This is a genomic window from Mesorhizobium loti (assembly GCF_003148495.1).
GTDB classification, from domain to species: domain Bacteria; phylum Pseudomonadota; class Alphaproteobacteria; order Rhizobiales; family Rhizobiaceae; genus Mesorhizobium; species Mesorhizobium loti.
Window position 1 is genome coordinate 24916 of sequence record NZ_QGGH01000002.1, and the last position, 19443, is coordinate 44358.

Genomic DNA, 19443 nt, shown 5'->3' on the forward strand with positions numbered 1-19443 from the left:
TGGAAAGGACCATCCAATGGGCAAAGACGTGTTCGACAAGGGTTTTGAAATCCGCAAATCGGTTCTGGGCGCCGAATTCGTCGAGAAATCCTTCGCCAGCGCCGACGATTTCAATCGTCCGCTGCAGGAACTCGTGACGGAATATTGCTGGGGCGCTGTCTGGGGCCGCGACACGCTCGACAAGAAGACCCGCAGCATGCTGAACCTCGCCATGCTTTCCGCGCTCAATCGTCCGCACGAGCTGAAGATGCATGTGAAAGGCGCGCTGACCAACGGTGTGACCAAAGACGAAATCCGCGAAGTCCTTCTACAGGTCGTGATCTATGCCGGCGTGCCCGCAGGCGTCGATTCCTTCCGGGTGGCGCGCGAAGCCATGCAGGAAGTCGGAGCATGACAACCCGTCCGCCGCTGGCCACGGAAAAGCTCTCGATGCTGATCGGCGGCCGCTCGGCCGCCGCGCAGTCGGGGGATTTTTTCGAATCCTTCGATCCCTTCACCGGCAAGGCCTGGGCGCTCGTTCCGCGCGCCGGCGTAGCCGATGTCGATGCGGCCGTTCAGGCAGCCGTCGAAGCCTTCCGCGGCGAGTGGCGGACGATGACTCCAAGCGCGCGTGGGCAGATCATGACCCGCTTCGCCGATCTCGTGGCGGAGGAGGCCGAAAACCTGGCCGTTCTCGAAACCCGCGACAACGGCAAGCTGATCAATGAAATGCGGATACAGTGCAAATACATTCCGCAATGGTTCCGCTTCTTTGGCGGCCTTGCCGACAAGATCGAGGGGCGTGTCATCCCGATCGACAAACCGGGCGTGTTCAACTACACGCGCCGCGAGCCGCTCGGGGTTGTGGCCGCGATCACACCGTGGAACTCGCCCTTGATGCTGGCGACGTGGAAGCTTGCCCCAGCGCTCGCTGCCGGCAACACGATCGTCTGGAAGCCGTCGGAGTTCTCGTCGGTGTCGGCATTGTTCTTCGGCCGGCTTTTCGAGAAAGCGGGCTTTCCCAAGGGCGTCGTCAATATCGTCACCGGCTTCGGCCATGAAATCGGCGACCGCCTCGTCACGCATCCCGATGTCGCGAAAGTGGCGTTCACCGGTGGTGATGCAACCGGCCGCCGCGTCTATCAGGCTGCCGCCGGCGGGCTCAAGAAGGTCACACTCGAACTCGGCGGCAAATCCGCCAACATCGTTTTCGCCGACGCCAAGATGGATGCCGCCATTCCCGGCCTCGTTTCCGGTATCTTCGCCGCGACGGGGCAGACCTGCATCGCTGGTTCGCGCGCGCTTGTGCAGCGCTCCGTCTACGACCAGGTGACGGAGAAGCTGGTCGCCTTCGCAAAGACCGCGAGGATTGGCGATCCGCTCGATCCCGAGACCCAGGTAGGTCCGATCACCACCTTGCCGCAGCGCGCGAAAGTGCTCGACTACATCAGCATCGCCAATGGTGAGGGCGCCGCGCAATTGCTCGGCGGCAAGATACCCGAGGACAAATCGATTGCCGACGGCTGGTTCGTGGAACCGACGATCTTCGGTAACGTGAAGCAGTCCATGCGCATCGCCCAGGAAGAGGTCTTCGGACCGGTGCTGTCGATCATTCCCTTCGAGGATGAGGAGGAGGCGGTGGCCATCGCCAACGACACCATCTACGGGCTTGCGGCCGGGATGTGGACGCAGGATCTTGGCCGCGCAATCCGCCTGCCCGAGCGGCTCGAGGCCGGCAGCGTCTGGGTCAACATGTACCGCGCCACCAGCTATCTCTCGCCTTTCGGCGGCTACAAGCAGTCGGGCATCGGCCGAGAGAACGGCCAGACCGCTATCTACGAATATCTTCAGGAAAAGAGCATCTGGATCGATGCCGGGAATTCCATTCCCGCGCCGTTCGTCCAGCGCTGATCGAAGACCCCTTCGGGAGGAAATCATGAACATACGTTTCGATGCCGTGCCGCCACTCGATCCCAAGGTGGCGGCGTTCGTCGGCGGCAAGCACGCGATGCTGATCGGCAGCGCATGGTTGCCGGCGGCCTCCGGACAGTCGCTCGACGTCATCGACCCCTCGAACGGCCGGGTCATCGCGCAGGTGCCGGCCGGCGATCGCGCCGATGTCGATCTGGCGGTCAAGGCCGCGCGGACGGCGATCGACGGTCCATGGTCGAAAATGGTCCCGGCCGAGCGCGCCAAGCTGATCTGGAAACTCGCCGATCTGATTGATGCCAATGTCGATATGCTGGCAACGCTCAATTCCTATGAGAGCGGCAAGCCGATCGGCGATTCCCGCAACGGCGAGGTGCCGTTCACGGCCGAGACGTTCCGCTACTATGCGGGGTGGGTCACCAAGATCAATGGCGAGACGATGACCATCAACGCACCGGGTGACTGGCACGCCTACACCCGCCGCGAGCCGGTAGGCGTCGTCGGCCAGATCATCCCGTGGAACTTCCCGCTCAGCATGCTCGCCTGGAAGGTGGCGCCGGCACTGGCGGCCGGCTGCACCATCGTGCTCAAGCCGGCCGAGCAGACGCCGCTCGGAGCGCTCTACTTCGGCAAGCTGGTCCAGGATGCCGGCTTTCCGGAAGGCGTGGTCAACATCCTGACCGGCTTTGGCGAAACGGTTGGCGCGGCGATGGCGGCCCACCCCGATATCGACAAGGTGGCTTTCACCGGTTCGACCGAAGTCGGCCGGCTGATCGCGCGCGCCGCGACCGGCAATCTCAAGAAGGTCAGCCTGGAACTTGGCGGCAAGGCGCCGACCATAGTGCTGGGCGATGCCGATATCGACATGGCGGTGGCGGGCGCCTCGAGCGCGGCATTCTTCAATGCCGGCCAGAGTTGCGGCGCGGGAACGCGTTTCTTCGTTCACAAGAAGATCTACGACAAGGTCATGTCCGGCATTGCCGAGCGCGCCGAGGCGCTGAAGCTAGGCGCCGGGCTTGATCCTGCGACCGAGCTCGGGCCCGTCGTCTCTCAGCAGCAGATGGAACGCATCACCAGGCTGATCTCGGAAGGCCGAAACGACGGTGCTGAAATCGTCACCGGTGGCGCGCGCGCCGGCGACGTCGGCTATTTCGTCAAGCCGACGGTCATTTCCAGGACGCGGCCAGACATGTCGGTGATCCGCGAAGAGATATTCGGGCCGGTGGCCTGTGCGATGCCCTTTGACGACGAGGACCTGGACAGACTCGCCAAGGACGCCAACGACACGGAATATGGCCTTGCCGCATCGATCTGGACCAACAATCTGGGCGCCGTGCATCGGCTGGCCGCGAAGATCAAATCCGGCACGGTCTGGGTAAACTGCCACAACTTCAACGACGTCACCATGCCGTTCGGCGGTTTCAAGCAGTCGGGTTGGGGGCGCGAACTTGGCGAGCAGGCGCTCCAGCTCTACACCGAGACCAAGACCGTCGCGATCCGGCTGCCATAGGCGAGGCGGTCGATGTCCTGCTACGAGACGATCGACGCGCGGTTCGGGGACCTGATCGATCCGGTCGCATTCCTCGAAACCATCCATACGGGAAATCGCTGGGCGGAGGGACCGGTCTATTTCGCCGACCTTCGCTCCCTGATCTGGAGCGATATTCCCAACGATCGGATGCTGCGCTGGGACGAGGAGACAGGGGCGATTTCGCTTTTCCGCGGCCATGTCTCCAACCCGAACGGCAATACACGCGACCGGAACGGAAAACTGGTCACCTGCATGCAGGGGGAGCGTCGCGTCGTGCGCACCGAATGGGATGGCGCGATCACCGTGCTGGCCGATTCGTTCGATGGCAAGCCGTTGAACTCGCCGAACGATGTGGTCGTGAAGTCCGACGGCAGCATCTGGTTCACCGACCCCAATTACGGGATCATTTCGGACTATGTCGGGCGCAAGGGCGTGCAGGAGCAACCGGGCTGCCGCGTCTACAGGATCGATCCCGGCTCGGGAGCGATCACCGTCGTTGCCGATGATTTCTCCATGCCGAACGGCCTCGCCTTCTCGCCCGACGAGAAGCGCCTTTATATTTCGGACTCCGGCTTCCTCACCGACCGCAGTGCCCCGCATCACGTCAGGCAGTTTGACGTTGACGGCGACAAGTTGGTAAATTCCCGCATCTTCGCCGACATATCGCCTGGCATTCCGGATGGTTTTCGCGTTGATGTCACGGGCAATCTCTGGATCAGCGCATGGGATGGCGTACAGTGCCATACGCCCGACGGTGAGCTCATCGGGAAAATTCAGGTGCCGGAAATGGTTGCGAACCTGGCCTTTGGTGGGCCGCGCAACAATCGGCTGTTCATCACGGCGACAACGTCGGTCTATGCCGTGTTCCTGAATGTCCGAGGCCAGAAATACCCGTTCGGCACGTGACACGGACACCACTGGGTCAGCCTGGAAGCTCTGCAGCAGCGGACGGTTGGGGTGAGAGTTGGACACGAAGCAGCTACAGGTATTCATCGCCGTCGGTGCGGCTGGCAGCTTCTCGAAGGCCGCGCTCGACCTCAACGTCACCCAGCCAATGGTCACGCGCCATATTCGCGGGCTTGAGGAGGAACTCGGCGTCGAGCTTTTCTATCGCAACGGTCGCGGTGTCGTGCTGACCGAGGCCGGCGTGCTTCTGAAGGCCCACGCCGACGAGATCGTCGAGCGGATGCGGCTGGCGCAGAATGCGGTCTCGAACCTCAAATCCTCGCCGAAGGGGAGGTTGGTGCTGGCCGTGCCGCCTTCGGTCGGCACCGTGCTGACGGTGCCGCTGGTCAAGAAGATCAAGAACGAGTTTCCCAATGTCGCGCTGCAGGTGATCGAAGGCTTCAGCGGCCATATCCTGGAATGGCTTATTGCCGGTCGCATCGATGCCGCTGTGCTCTACAATTCGCCGAACCATCCTTCCGTGCTGACCGAACCGCTGGCCGATGACGAGCTGTTTCTGATCGGACCGGTCTTGTCCGAGCGCGTGCTGCCGCGCGGGCCGGTCGGCCTCAATATCTTCGCCGAGCTGCCGATGATCCTGCCCAGCCGCCCGCACGGACTGCGGCGGCTTATCGACAATACCCTGGCGGAGCATGGCATCTATCCGCGTGTCGAGATGGAGCTGGAGGCAATGCCTTCAACCTTGCTTCTGGTCGAGGAGGGCACTGGCTATACGGTTCTGCCCTATGCTTCCGTCCACCTCCTTGTTGAGGCTGGCCGCATCGAGGTCTGGCCATTCGACCCGCCGATTACCCGACAGCTGATCCTCGCGACCTCCTCGCAGCGACCGATGTCCTCGAATTTTCGCCCACTCTTCCGTGCGGTGCGCACGGAACTGCGGGACATCATTTCCACCCACATCTGGAAACCGACAGCCTATCCTGAATGAGTGTGCGAAAAGAATGCATGGCTCCGAGTTGGCTGGCGGTTTGCGCGCCCAAGGCTGGTTTGATCAACTGAAATCCTCCCGTATTCGGGTGAATCAACAGCCGTGGCGAGAACCGCAACCGTCGCGAGCTCCGGTCCGGGACATCCGCCAACCGGTCGGCTACGTGCGGACGACACGTGTGGATATCGGCCGTCTTAGAGGGATGGAAGAACGCTTCGGATGTGATTGGCAAATGCCTCTACCGCAGGCGATCGTTCGGATTCGGCAAAAGCGATCAGGATTCCAAGGCGGGGCAATTTGGGAAAAGGCGTGTTCAGAATATAGAGGTCGGATGGGACGGCCTCCTGGGTCATGACGCTTATCGCCAGACCGGACCGCGCGACCGCAATCAGTCCGGCAAGGCTATTGCTCGCATATGATATTTTGTAGCGTATCCCGGCGCGGGCCATGGCCTCGCAGGCTGCCTTGTGGTCCATGGCGTTCGACGCCGGCAATGCCATTGGCACAGTGTCGCCAAAATCGTGAAGCTCCAGGGTCGGCTTGCTGCCCACCCATACGAGCGGTTCTGTCCGAACGACATCCTGCGCATCGCTTGGGTTCGGAGTCGAAACAAGCGCCAGGTCGATCTGGCGCGAGTGCAGAAGCGTTCCCAATTCAACTGTCGGCGCCGAAACGACCTTGATCTCGACATCGGGGTATCTGGTTCCGAAGCTCTTCAAGAGTGCAGGGAAGAACGCGCTCAAATAGTCTTCGGGGCTGCCGAAAGTCATCGAACCGTGCAAGCCCTTGTCCGAGAGCGCCGAAATCGCTTCGTCATGGATTTTGAGAATGCGCTCGGCATAGGCCAGGAAGCGCTCTCCGCTGCCGGTGAGGCGGACCCCGCTGCCGCTTCGATGAAACAGACTTTGGCCGAGAGCTTCCTCAAGCCGTTGTATCTGCATGGTCACCGCCGACTGCGTACGTCCGACCTGTACCGCTGTCGCACTGAGGGTTCCCGAATGGGCCGCACGAACGAATGTTGCCAGCAGCCTGAGATCGAGTGGAGCCTGCATATCAATTCCGCTGATATCTGAATCCGATTACTATCAATTTTACTGCACCCCTGCCAGCCGCTAATTGTCTGGTTGAACGCTTTAGCGGGGCTGTGAGATGTCAAGGAACTTGGATAGCGGTTTTTGGGCTTCGGCGCAGAAGCACCTCATACGATATGGCGGCACCTTTGAACCTGCCATCATCGAGCGCGCTGCGGGCTCATTCGTCTACGATGCGGACGACAGGGCCATCCTCGACTTCACGTCTGGACAGATGAGCGCACTGCTCGGGCATGCTCATCCCAAGATCGTTTCGACGGTCAGCCGGCAAGTCGAAAGGGTCGCGCATCTTTTTAGCGGCATGCTGTCGCGTCCGGTCGTCGAGCTTGCGCAACGCCTTGCGGCGCTGGCGCCTGGCCTTGACAGGGCGCTGTTGCTTTCGACCGGCGCCGAGTCGAACGAAGCGGCCATCCGGATGGCGAAGCTGGTGACCGGCAAGCACGAGATCGTTGCCTTCTCGAAGAGCTGGCATGGCATGACGGGAGCCGCGGCGTCGGCGACATACAGCGCCGGCCGCAAGGGGTATGGACCTGCGGCGGTCGGATCGCTCGCAATCCCCGCGCCCAACAGTTTCCGGCCGCGCTTCAAGAATGCCGACGGATCTCTCGACTGGCTCACCGAACTCAACGATGCGTTTGATCTCATCGACAGCCAGTCGACAGGAAACCTGGCTGCTTTCGTCGCCGAGCCGATCCTGTCGAGCGGCGGCATGCTCGAACTGCCGCCAGGCTATCTGGCAGCGCTGCAGCAGAAATGCCGCGAGCGTGGAATGCTGCTTATCCTGGACGAGGCACAGACCGGTATCGGCCGCACTGGCGATATGTTCGCCTTTCAAAGGGACGGCGTCACCCCGGACATACTGACCCTCTCTAAGACCATCGGCGCGGGCCTTCCCCTGGCAGCTGTCATGACAACAGCTGAAATTGAAGAGACGGCGCACGACAGGGGTTTCCTGTTCTACACCACGCATGTTTCCGACCCACTGCCGGCGGCTGTAGGCCTTGCGGTGCTCGATGTGGTCGAAGAAGAGAAACTCGTCGAACGGGCACGTCATCTCGGGGCGAGATTGTTCGACGGACTGTCGGCGCTGAAGCAGCGATACGAATGCGTCGGTGACGTGCGTGGCCGTGGCCTCATGCTCGGGGTCGAGATCGTCAAGAACGGCGAGCGCAGGGATCCAGACCACGAGCTTGGCGCCAGAATTGCGGCTGAAGCGTTCAGACGCGGCCTGAGCATGAACATAGTCAAGCTTCCCGGAATGGGCGGAGTGTTTCGCATAGCCCCTCCCTTGACGATCTCCGAGGAGGAATTGGACCTCGGCTTGAGGATCATTTCCGAGTCGATCGAAGCCGGGCTTGCCGCCGCCGCAGGCCTTTCCGGCATCGCCGCAGAGTGAAAGCGCTCGGACCCATGACCGAAACGAGCACGGTAGACCAGGACTCCAATCCCGGAGCGGATGCCGAAGTGCATTCGCCTGGCACCATTCGGGTGCTTGTCGCCAAACTCGGGCTCGATGGCCATGACCGCGGGGCCAAGATCGTCGCCCGTATCCTCCGCGATGCTGGCATGGAGGTCGTCTACACCGGTCTCTACAAATCGCCCAATGAGGTCGTCAACGCGGCAATACAGGAAGACGTCGATGTTATCGGGGTCAGCCTTCTGTCGGGCTCCCATGTCCCGCTGTTTCGAGAATTGGGACGTTGCCTGCGGGAGCAAAAGGCCGAGCACATTTTCGTTGTCGCGGGCGGCGTGATTCCCGAGCAGGACTATGCCGCTTTGTCGGATAGCGGGGTCGATGCCATCGTTCCACAGGAGGCACGGGCCGATCTGATTGTCACGACAATCAGGAACCTGATCGCAGCCCGTGGTCGCATATGACCGCATACACCTCTTCGAGACAGGCGAAGCGCGCTGCCTACATACCCTCGATCGAGCTTCTGTCCGGCGTCCTGGCTGGCAGCGTTCCGGCCATTGCCAGGATGATTTCACGCGCCGAAGGCGGATATGCAGAGGCATCGGATGCTTTGGCGGAGATCTACAGGCACACCGGGAAGGCGCATATCGTTGGCATCACCGGTGTGCCGGGCGCTGGCAAATCCACCCTGGTCTCTTCGCTCATCAAGGCCTTCGCGTCGGACGGGTACAAGGTCGGGGTCATTGCCGTGGATCCGAGCAGCCCGTTTTCCGGCGGTGCCATTCTGGGCGACCGGGTGCGGATGAACGATGCGGCGCAGTCCTGCCAAGCCTTCGTCCGGAGCATGGCAACGCGCGGCCATCTTGGCGGCCTAGCCCGCTCGACCCTTCAGGCGGTCGATATTCTGGACGCGGCAGGGTACTCGCCAATCATCATCGAAACCGTCGGCGTCGGCCAGGACGAGGTGGAGGTGGTGACGGCGGCACACACGATCGTGGTTCTGTCTGCCCCGGGGCTCGGCGACGACATCCAGGCGATCAAGGCAGGCATCCTGGAAATCGCCGACATACATGCCGTCAGCAAATGCGACAAACCGGAGGCTTCGGCCACGGTCTCAGCCTTGAAGGGCATGATGGCCCTCGGAACGGTCAAGGCAAGCGCTGGCTGGAATCCCCCAGTTCTTCCGGTCAGTTCAGTTTCAGGCGAACGCATCGGCGATCTGAAAGACGGCATCGGCCAGCACTGGGCGCATCTGCAGGAAAGCGGCGAGCTGGCGGAGCGCCAGCGCAGCATGTGCAGAACGCGGATACTCGGCACCGCCAGGCACCTGTTCCAGCTCAAGTTCAATGAGGACGTCGAGGAGATGGAGAAACACATTCAGGCAGTGGTGAACAGAGACGTGGACCCGCTCGTCGCCGCTTACCGCTTGTTGGGTTGGGACAGCGAGGCGCGGGTCGCATGAATCTGTTCTCGGCGCAGGCAATCGAAGACGTCAGGGAAAAGCAGGCCGAGTGGGAAGACGGGGAACTTGCGGCTGCCTTGAAGAGCAGGCCCGAGGAAAAGCCGGCATACGAAACGGAATGCGGGATAGCGCTGAAGCGGATTTACACCGCGGCCGACGTCGCCGATATCCCCGCAAGCGACCTGGGCTTTCCGGGCGCCTATCCTTTCACGCGGGGCGCCTATCCGACGATGTATCGTGGGCGGCCGTGGACCATCAGGCAGGTTGCGGGCTTCGGCAATCCGGAAGCCACGAACCAGCGCTACAAATACATGATCCAGACGGGTCAGACCGGACTCTCGACCGATTTCGATCTGCCGACGCTGCTTGGCCTGGATTCGGACAACCCGATGGCGTTCGGCGAAGTGGGGCGTGTTGGCGTCGCAATCGACACGGTGGACGATGTCGACCGCCTCTTCGACGGCATCGACCTTGAAAAGATTTCGGTCTCCCTGACCATCAATCCCTCTGCCTGGGTGATCTATGCGATGTTCGTCACCGTCGCCGAACAGCGCGGCTATGACCTGCATAAGCTGACGGGGACGCTGCAGGCGGACCCGCTGAAGGAATATGTCGCCCAGAAGGAATGGATCTATCCGGTGCGACCCGCGGTCAGGTTGCTGCGCGATCTGATCATGCACAGTGCGAGGACGACGCCGAAGATCAATCCGATCAGCCTGAGCGGCTATCACCTGTCCGACGTCGGCGGGAATGCGCTCCAGGAGATCGCGTTCATCATGGCCTTCACGATCGCTTATTGCGAAGAGGTCATCGATGCCGGCATGGATATCGACGACTTCGCCCCCAGGCTGTCGTTCTTCTTCATCAGTCACCAGGATTTCTTCGAACAGATCTGCAAGTTCAGGGCGGCCCGGCGCGTCTACGCCAAGATCATGTCCGAGCGGTTCAAGGCCAAGATGCCGGAATCCATGCGACTGCGGGTGCATGTACAGACCGCGGCGATGAGCCTCACCAAGGTCGAGCACCACAACAATCTCATGCGAACCGCCATCCAGGCGCTCGGTGCCGTTCTGGGTGGATGCCAGAGCATGCACACGAACGGTCTCGACGAGGCCTTTGCCATTCCGACTGAAGAGGCGATGAAGCTGGCCATCCGCACCCAGCAGATCATCCGCGAAGAAATCAATGTGACATCCGTGATCGATCCTCTCGGCGGCTCGTACTTCGTCGAGCGTCTGACGAGCGACATGGAAACCGAAATCTGGAAAGTGCTGGACGAAGTGAATGAGCGCGGCGGCGCTATCAAGCTGGTCGAGGAAGGGTGGTTCCAGCAGAAGCTGGCGGACTCGGCCTATGCCACGTTCAAGAAGATCGACAGCGGCGAGAAGATCTCGGTCGGCGTCAACCGGTATGTCGACGAGACCAGCGGTTCCGCGCGGGTTCACATCCATCCCTACGACGATCATTGCACGCAGTTGCAGATCGATCGCTTGAATGCGGTGCGAACAAATCGCGACAACGGTCGCGTCCGGCGACTTTTGCAGGAGCTCGCCCAACAAGCCGAATCCGATGACATCAACCTGCTGCCGAAGACGATCGAACTGGTGAAAGCCAGAGCGACACTGGGCGAGATTTGCGGCGCGCTGCGAGATGTCTGGGGCTCTTACGCCGAACCGATGATCGTCTGAGGAGGATGTCATGACTGCAGCAGTCATTTCCAGAAACGACGGGGCAATCGCCTGGGTCAAGCTGAACCGGCCGGAACGGCTCAACGCCATGGACAGGCAGCTTGTCGATGAACTCGCCGAAGCGCTTGTACGAGCCGAGGCGGACGAAGCCATCCGCGTCGTCATTCTCCACGGCGAAGGACGAGCCTTCTGTTCCGGAGACGACCTCAAGGATCTTGATGCGCAGACCTCTTCCGAAGCAGCGACGCAAGCCTGGGTCGAGGCCATTCAGAACATCACCCTGCAGATCATGCAGTCCAGGAAGATCGTCATCGCGGCGGTGCATGGCTGGTGCGTTGGGGGCGCCCTCGAATGGGCCATCAACTGCGATTTTCGGCTGTTCGCCGACAACACCCGCTGGTTTTTTCCCGAGGTCAGCTATGGGCTTTTCGTGACCGGCGGCGTGACGGCGCTGTTGACCAAGCAGGTCGGGCCGCAGGTTGCCAAGGAACTGATGATCCTTGGCGAACGTCACGACGCCAGGAAGGCGGTCGAAGTCGGTATCGCTTGGAAGCTGGTCCCGGAAGCCGAATTGCTCGACGAAGCAAGAAAACTCGCGTTGAAGATCGCGGAGCGCCCCACTGGCGCCGTATCCGACATCAAACACGCCATCAACGAGGGCTTTCACTCGTCCCTTGCCGAGGCAATGAGCCTTGAGACCAAAGCCACGGTCAGCGGCTTTCTGTCCCCAGAAGCCCGGGCCCGAGCAAAAGAGTTTTGACCGCCTCCATGACGATGCTTGACGTCTCATCTCCCGCCTACATTCCCGGCAAGCACGAAGACGACATCGTGGACCGGGCACTGCCCAGGATCCTGTTGAGGCAGGCCGAGAGGCTGGGCAGCAAGACATTCATCGAAGTTTGCGGACGTTCCGCGAGCTTCGAGGACATGCTGCATATCTCCAGCCGGCTGGCGGTTGGCCTGCGCAAGCTCGGTGTCGGCCGATCGGATCGCGTAGCGATGTTGCTGCCGAATTGCTTCGAACTCGTTGCGATGTGGTTCGCGACATCAAGTCTGGGTGCGATCGAGGTACCGAGCAATCCCGGGCTAAAAGGGGACTTGCTCTGTCACAACCTGAACAATTGCGGGGCGGAAGTGCTCGCCGCGGATGCCAATGCACTCGTGGAGCTTGCAAAGGTCCAGGATCAGCTGCCCAATCTGCGGACACTCATCCTCGTGGGAGTTGATCCGGGGGAAGCGCGGGCGGCAGGCATCCGGATCGGCCGGATTGTCCGTTTTGAGGAATGCCTGGCCTCGCAGCCGGATTTTGATCTGGCCGACGTCCATTACTCCGACCCAATGGCCATCCTGTACACATCCGGTACCACCGGCCCCGCCAAGGGCGCGTTGATGTCTCACCATCATTGCTATTCCTGGGCAGCGGCAATGGCATCCAATCTGGGTTACACGACCAGCGACAGCTATTTCTCGGCGTTGCCGCTGTTTCACACCGACGCCCAGATGTTCGGCGTGTTTCTGCCCTTGATCTACGGCACGCCAGCAACGCTGGTCGATAGTTTCAGCGCTTCAAGATTCTGGAATCAGGTTCGCGCGAGTGGCGCCACGGCGACAAATCTGTTGGGCGCCATGGCCGTCATCCTCATGCGCGCGCCGCAGTCGGACAACGACAGCAGCAACCCCATCAAGGTGTGCCAATGCATTCCCATGGTTCCCGACAGGGAAGCATTCGAGCGCCGCTTCGATATGAGACTGGTAACAGGCTACGGGCAGACGGAAACCAGTTTTGTGACGTTGGACACGGTAGACGAAACGAGACCGGGTTCCTGCGGCCGCCCTCATCCGGACTGGGAAGTGGCGATCTTCGACGAGGCGGACAGGCGCCTTCCGCCCGGCACCGTAGGCGAGATCGTGTCGCGTCCAAACAAGAGCTGGAGCATGTTCTCCGGCTACTACAGGGCAGACGCGAAGACGGTGCAGACGCTCAGGAACCTTTGGTATCATTCCGGAGATGCAGGCGTCATGGATGAAGACGGCTGGCTCTATTTCAAGCATCGCCTCAACGAGGCAATCCGGCGTCGGGGCGAGAACATTTCCGCCTACGAGGTGGAAACCGTCGCCGAGAAACACCCTGACATCGTTGAGAGTGCCGCTTTTGGAATTCCGTCAGAATTCACGGAAGAGGACATCATGGTTGTGGCACAGCGGAGGGCAGGGGCCACCCTGGAGCCAGCCGATCTGCTCGACCACTTCAGGCAACTCGCGCCTCGCCATATGGTGCCGCGCTACATCGAGATTACCGATATCCCGCTGCCGCGAACTCCGACGGAAAAAGTCGCCAGGAACACCTTGCGGCAACGAGGTGTGAGCGCTGCCACGTTCGATCGGGGACAGCGTTAGCACCGGGGAGTTTTCAAGCGATGGAACGTCGGATGATCGCTCCTTGTTTTATGGACGATACGCTTGAATGCCTTCGCCGCCACAACGTGCCGGTCGAGCCGCTGCTGGCGCAGGTGGGGCTGCCGCCAGTCATTTCCGAACCGATCTCCGCGCAGCAATACGGCGCCCTTTGGCATGCCGTGGCCGAGACCATGGATGACGAATTTTTCGGCGAAGGAGCCCGACCGATGCGAGCGGGCAGTTTTGCGCTGCTATGTCATGCGCTCCTGACGACCGAAACGCTGGAGCATGCGTTGCGGCGAGGCCTGCGTTTCCTGCGTGTGGTCCTTGACGATCCTCATGGTGAACTGGTTGTCAGGGACGGACTTGCCGAGGTCACCTTGAAGGATGCCGGTCCGCTGCGCTCCGCCTTTGCCTATCGTACATTCTGGATCATCGTCCATGGCGTGAACTGCTGGCTGGTGGGCCGGCGCCTTCCGATCCGCTGGGTCGATTTCAAATGCCCTGCGCCACCCACGGGAACCGACTACCGCCTGTTTTTCGGCGCACCGGTGCGGTTCGATCAGCCGGAAAGCCGGCTTGTCTTCGATGCCGACTTTCTGAAGCTGCCGACTATCAGGGATGCGGGCGCATTGCGGGAATTTCTGCGCCAGGCGCCAGCCAACATTCTGGTGCGGTATCGCCATGATGCAGGGCTCTCCGCCGCCATTCGCGGGCGTCTTCACATGACGGTTCCGTCCGCGTGGCCAAGTTTCGGAACACTCGCTGCGGGAATGCGCATGCAAGCACCGACCTTGCGCCGCCGATTGCAGTCGGAGGGGCAGACCTATCGTTCCATCAAGGACGAAATGCGCAGAGCCTTGGCGATGGAAGCCCTGCTTGGCGGCAGCCGAAGCGTGGCCGACCTATCGGCCGATATCGGTTTTTCCGAACCAAGTGCCTTTCATCGGGCATTTCACAAATGGACCGGCAAAAGCCCCGCATCGTTTCGCCGAGAGGCCGCATCGAGGCTCACTGCACAGGACCGCGCGCCCGCAACGTCGGCGGGGCCGCAAGCACAGCGCGCATCGAATGGCAAACATTGCAAAATCGATCACCAAATCTGAGCGCCTCGGTCATCGTATGCCACTTTGCTCCGTTGCAACATGTTCGGGCGAGGAATTCTCGCGCGGACATGAACAATGCGGATCAAGGATAAAGTTTTTTTGGTCACCGGCGCGGGCTCCGGGTTGGGAGCGGCGGTCGCGCGCATGTTCGCGGCTGAGGGCGCTAACGTTCTTGCCATCGATTTAAACGCCGCGGCCGGCGAAAAAGTCGCCGCGGAACTGGGTAGCGCTGTGCGCTTTCACCGTGCCGACGTCACCAGCGAAGCCGACGGCATTGCCGCGGTGGATCTTGCCACGAAGATGTTTGGGCGCATCCACGGACTGGTGAATTGCGCGGGTATCGCGCCGGGTGAAAAGGTCCTGGGGCGGGACAAGCTTCACAGCCTCGAAAGCTTTGCGCGCACGATTGCCGTCAATCTTGTCGGCACCTTCAACATGTTGCGACTTGTCGCCGACCGGATCGTGAAGGGAGAGCCCGACGCCGGCGGCGAGCGCGGGGTTATTGTCAACACCGCCTCTATTGCAGCGTTCGACGGACAAATAGGCCAGGCAGCCTATGCCGCCTCAAAGGGTGGCATCGCCGCGCTCACGCTTCCTGTGGCACGGGAACTCGCTCGCTATGGCGTGCGCGTGGCCACCATAGCACCCGGCATCTTTGAAACACCGATGATGGCCGCCATGTCGCAGGAAGTCCGGGATGCTCTCGGCGCGAGCGTGCCGTTTCCGCCGCGTCTTGGCCGTCCAGATGAATACGCCAGCCTGGTGAAGCACATCTGCGAGAACACGATGCTGAATGGCGAGGTCATCCGCCTCGACGGCGCGCTGCGCATGGCGCCGCGCTGAGTGTACGGGCAGGAGGGCAAGCCGCGTGAGCACTCATGACCCAGTGGTAATCGTCGGGACCGCAAGGACACCGATTGGCGCCTTCCAAGGGAACTTCAAGGACGTCACCGCCGTAGGACTTGGCGCGGTCGCCGTCCGCGCAGCCTTGGAGCGGTCCGGGGTCGAAATGGATCTCGTTGATGAGGTCCTGCTTGGATGCGTTCTGACCGCGGGTCAGGGACAGGCACCAGCGCGCCAGGCAACCCTGGAAGCAGGCTTGCCGTTGGGCGTTGGCGCCACGACCGTAAACAAGATGTGCGGGTCCGGCATGGTGTCGGTCATGCTTGCCCACGGCCTGATTGTGGCGGGGGCCGGTGCCGTGGTCGTCGCAGGCGGCATGGAGAGCATGACCAATGCGCCTTATCTGCTCGACCGTGCCCGCCCCGGCTATCGTATGGGGCACGGTAAGATCATCGACCATATGTTCCTTGATGGCCTGGAGGATGCCTATGACAAAGGGCGTCTCATGGGAACCTTTGCCGAAGATTGCGCCGAGGCCTACCAATTTACCCGCGACGCTCAGGACGCATTTGCCCTCCGCTCTCTTGAGAAGGCTCGCAAGGCCATCAGCGACGGCAGCTTTCTTGAAGAGATTGTCCCCATTGCTGTGACGGAGGGAAAGGCCGAGCGGTCCGTCGGTGAGGACGAACAGCCGGGAAAGGCTCGGACGGACAAAATTCCAATCCTGAGGCCTGCCTTCCGGGAGGGCGGCACGCTAACGGCGGCGAATTCTTCGTCGATCTCGGACGGCGCGGCAGCACTCGTCCTCATGCGCCGTTCGCAGGCTGACAAAAGGGGTCTTACCCCGCTTGCGGCGATCCGCGGTCATGCCACGCACGCGCAGGCCGCCAATCTCTTCACGACCGCGCCTATTGGGGCCATCCGAAAGCTCCGCGACAGGATCAATTGGGATCTCAAGGATGTGGATCTCTTTGAGATCAATGAGGCTTTCGCGGTGGTGCCCATGGCAGCGATGCGCGACCTCGATCTGCCACCGGATAAAGTGAATGCCCATGGCGGCGCCTGTGCGCTCGGCCATCCGATCGGCGCTTCGGGCGCCCGTATCATCGTCACGCTGGTTTCGGCCCTCCGAAAACATCGTCTGCGACGAGGGATCGCATCCGTCTGCATCGGTGGCGGCGAAGCCACCGCCCTGGCGGTGGAACTCATGTCTTGAACGACCCGGAGAGCTATTGGCGTCGCAGAACAGTGAACAGCGGCGGCGCTGATCTCGATCCGTCAGCTTCATGCGCCAGACGTGGGTATCGCATGAGGCATCACCAACGCCCACGATGCTTAATGGGAGCCATCACATGAAGAAAGCACTCTTGCCCGCGCTTGCCATGACCGCGCTCGTCGCGTTCGGCGGCAACGCCTTCGCTGACATTCTGATCGGCGTTGCCGGCCCGATTACCGGACCGAACGCCGCCTTTGGCGCGCAGTTCCAAAAAGGTGCCGAACAGGCGGCCGCCGATATCAATGCCGCCGGCGGTATTCTCGGCCAGCAGATCAAGATCGAGGTCGGGGACGATGTCTCCGATCCGAAACAGGGTATCTCGGTCGCCAACAAGTTCGTCGGTGACGGGGTCAAGTTCGTGGTCGGCCACTTCAACTCGGGAGTCTCGATCCCGGCATCGGAGGTCTATGCGGAGAACGGTGTGCTCGAGATCAGTCCCGCGTCCACCAACCCACAGTTCACCGAGCGCGGCCTGTGGAACACATTCCGCACCTGCGGCCGCGACGACCAGCAGGGCAAGGTGGCCGGCGGCTACATTGCGGCAAACTTCAAGGATGCCAAAATTGCCATCGTCCACGACAAGACGCCCTACGGGCAAGGACTCGTCGACGTAACGAAAGGCGTGTTGAACGCCAACGGGATCAAGGAAGTACTCTATGAAGGTATCAATATCGGAGACAAGGACTTCTCGGCGCTGATCGCCAAAATGAAGGAGGCCGGCGTTACGTTGATCTACTTCGGTGGCTTGCACACTGAGGCCGGCCTGATCATGCGCCAGTCAGCTGATCAGGGTCTGAAGGCAACACTGTTCTCAGGCGACGGCATGGTGTCGAACGAACTCGCCGCGATCGCCGGGGACGCCGTGATCGGCACACTCAACACCTTCGGCCCGGATCCACGCAAGAACCCGGCCGCCAAGGGTATCGTCGAGAAATTCCGCGCTGCCGGCTTCGAGCCTGAAGCTTATACGCTGTACTCCTACGCCGCGGTCCAGGTTCTCGCCGCCGCAATCGCCAAAACCGGCTCCGCTGACGACGCGACGAAGGTAGCCGACGCCATCAAAGCGAACGGTCCGTTCAAGACCGCCATCGGCGATTTTGGCTACGACGCCAAGGGCGATCCGACGCGTCCGGACTACGTCATCTATGAATGGAAGAAAGGTGAGGACGGAAAACCCACCTATTTCGAAAAGTAAGAACTCGGGATCCAATGATCATTTCTAGAGATGCCCGGTGTCATAGCCGGGCATCTTGTGGATGGGATCAACCCGGAAGAGTCCCGAGCAAGCGCATGCAGCCGGTTGGTGCCGTCATTCCCGATCGAGTGGAAAGATCGGCCGCGGTACATTCCGGTACGGCATCCGCTCGTAGCGAGGCGTACAAAGCGCGCCACTGTCGCAGACGATGATCTTGCCGGCAATCTGCGCGAACGCGGCACGGAAGTGCTGCATGGATTTCAATGCGACCACCCGCTTTGCCGCCGGGTCGATGCCGAATGCCCTGAACTGCTGGAGGTCCAGCATCTGCTGGGCGATGGTCACGACCAGGATTTCGATGCCGTGGACGCGCAGCACCGCGCTTGGACCGAAGTTGCCGGGAAGTCCGCCGATCATCGGCCCGTCTCCGACGAAGTGGCCATCGCTCAGCGCCACGATTTCGACATTGAGCTCGAGCGGACCGCCGCCGAAGCGGGCGTCGGTCTTGCCGCCGAGCGCGATCTCAACGCGTTCGCCAACGGCCGACCCATGCAAGGCCGCCGCAGCCTCGCCATCGACCATCGGACCGAAGCAGGCGTCGGTCACGCCGGCATCGAGCATCGCCTTCAGCAGATTGGTCGAGTCGCCATAGCCTCCACCACCGGGATTGTCGGCATAGTCGGCGATGACAAGCGGGCCATCGTCTGACTTGTATGCCACGGCGACGGCTGCCGCCGTTTCGACGCTGACATACTCGTTCAGCACCTCGTGGCGTCTGTCCCAGATGTCGTCGGCGATCGTTTCGGCAAAGGCCTGGTGCGCATCGAAATCGCCCTGGCCGGTGACCAGAACGGTCGGCCCGACCTCGGCAATATCGGCGCTGGCGAAGCCGCCATTGATGCTGACGGCAAACACGTCGGCTTGTGCTTCGTAGGCTCGCGCCGATGCGAGCCGCTCGAGCATCGGACCGATGTCGGTGCGCCCGCCATTGACCTCCTCAAGCATGGGTCGCCTCGCGCTGATCGTGCGCGGTTTGATCTCGCCGGCCATCGTGCGCTGCAGGATTTCGCCGGCCTGCCGGCCGATCTCGCGCATGTCGACATGAGGATAGGTCTTGAAAGCGACGATGATATCGGCGAGCTCGCACATCTGCCGGCTGACATTGGCGTGCGGGTCAAGCGTAATGGCAATCGGCACGGCCTGGCCGACCACGGCGCGCAGGCGCCGAAGCAGTTCGCCTTCGCCGTCCTCGCGAAAGTCGGGAACCATGGCGCCGTGCAGTCCAAGCAGAATCCCGTCGAAATTTCCAGGTTTCGCGGCAGCAATCAATGGTTCGCATAACCAGTCGAACGCAGCGCGCGTGACCCTGCCGCTTGGACCGGCGGCAGAACTCAACACATGCTCGACCTCCCAGCCATGAGCGCGTCCCACATCGAGGAAACCGGCAAGCTCGGTGTTGGCGTCGCGCCGCTGGGTAATGGCTTCCGCTCCCGTCAGAAAATAGCGGTCGCGGAACGCCTGCTCGTCGGTCGGATGACGGCTGAACGTGTTGGTCTCGTGGTAGATTTCCGCAGTCAGGACTTTGAAGGTCATAAGTTACTCCAGGGATGCACAGATTCGGGCGCGGCAACCGCAAAG

At 61.4% G+C, this 19443-nt stretch carries 17 protein-coding genes; 15 read left to right on the forward strand and 2 right to left on the reverse strand.

Features of this window, described 5'->3' with window-relative positions; all coding sequences use genetic code 11:
- Nucleotides 1-16 precede the first annotated feature (16 nt).
- From C8D77_RS08755 to C8D77_RS08775, 5 genes are read left to right on the forward strand one after another with little or no spacing between them, the layout of a single operon-like run.
- Nucleotides 17-394 (forward strand): carboxymuconolactone decarboxylase family protein, encoded by a 378-nt coding sequence (locus C8D77_RS08755; RefSeq protein WP_109661499.1) that lies wholly within the window; start codon nucleotides 17-19, stop codon nucleotides 392-394.
- Nucleotides 391-1890 carry an aldehyde dehydrogenase gene (locus C8D77_RS08760; protein ID WP_170136707.1) on the forward strand — a complete coding sequence of 500 codons (1500 nt, stop codon included), beginning with the start codon at nucleotides 391-393 and terminating at the stop codon, nucleotides 1888-1890. Before C8D77_RS08755 ends, C8D77_RS08760 begins: the two co-directional genes overlap by 4 nt.
- A gap of 25 nt (nucleotides 1891-1915) precedes the next feature.
- A complete protein-coding gene (locus C8D77_RS08765) occupies nucleotides 1916-3418 on the forward strand; it encodes an aldehyde dehydrogenase family protein (protein WP_109661501.1) in 1503 nt (500 codons plus the stop codon).
- Nucleotides 3419-3430: 12 nt separating this feature from the next.
- Entirely contained in the window at nucleotides 3431-4345 is a 915-nt protein-coding gene (locus C8D77_RS08770) for an SMP-30/gluconolactonase/LRE family protein (protein WP_109661503.1), read from the forward strand.
- Between the two features lie 58 nt (nucleotides 4346-4403).
- On the forward strand, nucleotides 4404-5333 hold the full coding sequence (locus C8D77_RS08775) for a LysR family transcriptional regulator (protein WP_109661505.1): 930 nt from the start codon (nucleotides 4404-4406) through the stop codon (nucleotides 5331-5333).
- A 194-nt stretch (nucleotides 5334-5527) separates the two neighbouring features.
- On the opposite strand, the gene C8D77_RS08780 is transcribed toward C8D77_RS08775, so the two are convergent.
- Complete coding sequence (locus C8D77_RS08780) at nucleotides 5528-6385, reverse strand: LysR family transcriptional regulator (protein ID WP_109661507.1); 858 nt, start codon at nucleotides 6383-6385, stop codon at nucleotides 5528-5530.
- Nucleotides 6386-6482: 97 nt separating this feature from the next.
- Here C8D77_RS08780 and C8D77_RS08785 point away from each other — a divergent pair, with 97 nt between their 5' ends.
- From C8D77_RS08785 to C8D77_RS08830, 10 genes are all read left to right on the forward strand, one after another.
- Complete coding sequence (locus C8D77_RS08785) at nucleotides 6483-7820, forward strand: aspartate aminotransferase family protein (protein WP_109661509.1); 1338 nt, start codon at nucleotides 6483-6485, stop codon at nucleotides 7818-7820.
- The gene (locus tag C8D77_RS08790; protein ID WP_245463038.1) at nucleotides 7817-8302 is read left to right on the forward strand and encodes a cobalamin B12-binding domain-containing protein; all 486 of its coding nucleotides are present in this window, start codon (nucleotides 7817-7819) and stop codon (nucleotides 8300-8302) included. Before C8D77_RS08785 ends, C8D77_RS08790 begins: the two co-directional genes overlap by 4 nt.
- Nucleotides 8299-9300, forward strand: coding sequence for a methylmalonyl Co-A mutase-associated GTPase MeaB (gene meaB, locus C8D77_RS08795; protein WP_109661514.1), 1002 nt, complete (start codon nucleotides 8299-8301; stop codon nucleotides 9298-9300). Before C8D77_RS08790 ends, meaB begins: the two co-directional genes overlap by 4 nt.
- Nucleotides 9297-10988 (forward strand): methylmalonyl-CoA mutase family protein, encoded by a 1692-nt coding sequence (locus C8D77_RS08800; protein ID WP_170136708.1) that lies wholly within the window; start codon nucleotides 9297-9299, stop codon nucleotides 10986-10988. Before meaB ends, C8D77_RS08800 begins: the two co-directional genes overlap by 4 nt.
- 10 nt (nucleotides 10989-10998) lie before the next feature.
- Nucleotides 10999-11748, forward strand: coding sequence for an enoyl-CoA hydratase/isomerase family protein (locus tag C8D77_RS08805; protein ID WP_109661516.1), 750 nt, complete (start codon nucleotides 10999-11001; stop codon nucleotides 11746-11748).
- A gap of 8 nt (nucleotides 11749-11756) precedes the next feature.
- Nucleotides 11757-13385 (forward strand): AMP-binding protein, encoded by a 1629-nt coding sequence (locus C8D77_RS08810; RefSeq protein WP_109661518.1) that lies wholly within the window; start codon nucleotides 11757-11759, stop codon nucleotides 13383-13385.
- Nucleotides 13386-13405: 20 nt separating this feature from the next.
- The gene (locus tag C8D77_RS08815; RefSeq protein WP_109661520.1) at nucleotides 13406-14491 is read left to right on the forward strand and encodes an AraC family transcriptional regulator; all 1086 of its coding nucleotides are present in this window, start codon (nucleotides 13406-13408) and stop codon (nucleotides 14489-14491) included.
- 75 nt (nucleotides 14492-14566) lie between these two features.
- The gene (locus C8D77_RS08820) at nucleotides 14567-15334 is read left to right on the forward strand and encodes a 3-hydroxyacyl-CoA dehydrogenase (RefSeq protein ID WP_109661522.1); all 768 of its coding nucleotides are present in this window, start codon (nucleotides 14567-14569) and stop codon (nucleotides 15332-15334) included.
- 25 nt (nucleotides 15335-15359) lie between these two features.
- On the forward strand, nucleotides 15360-16550 hold the full coding sequence (locus tag C8D77_RS08825) for an acetyl-CoA C-acyltransferase (RefSeq protein WP_109663199.1): 1191 nt from the start codon (nucleotides 15360-15362) through the stop codon (nucleotides 16548-16550).
- Nucleotides 16551-16686: 136 nt separating this feature from the next.
- Entirely contained in the window at nucleotides 16687-17805 is a 1119-nt protein-coding gene (locus C8D77_RS08830) for a branched-chain amino acid ABC transporter substrate-binding protein (protein ID WP_109661524.1), read from the forward strand.
- 114 nt (nucleotides 17806-17919) lie between these two features.
- Here C8D77_RS08830 and C8D77_RS08835 read toward each other — a convergent pair whose 3' ends face one another.
- Complete coding sequence (locus C8D77_RS08835; protein WP_109661526.1) at nucleotides 17920-19398, reverse strand: M81 family metallopeptidase; 1479 nt, start codon at nucleotides 19396-19398, stop codon at nucleotides 17920-17922.
- Between the last annotated feature and the right edge of the window lie 45 nt (nucleotides 19399-19443).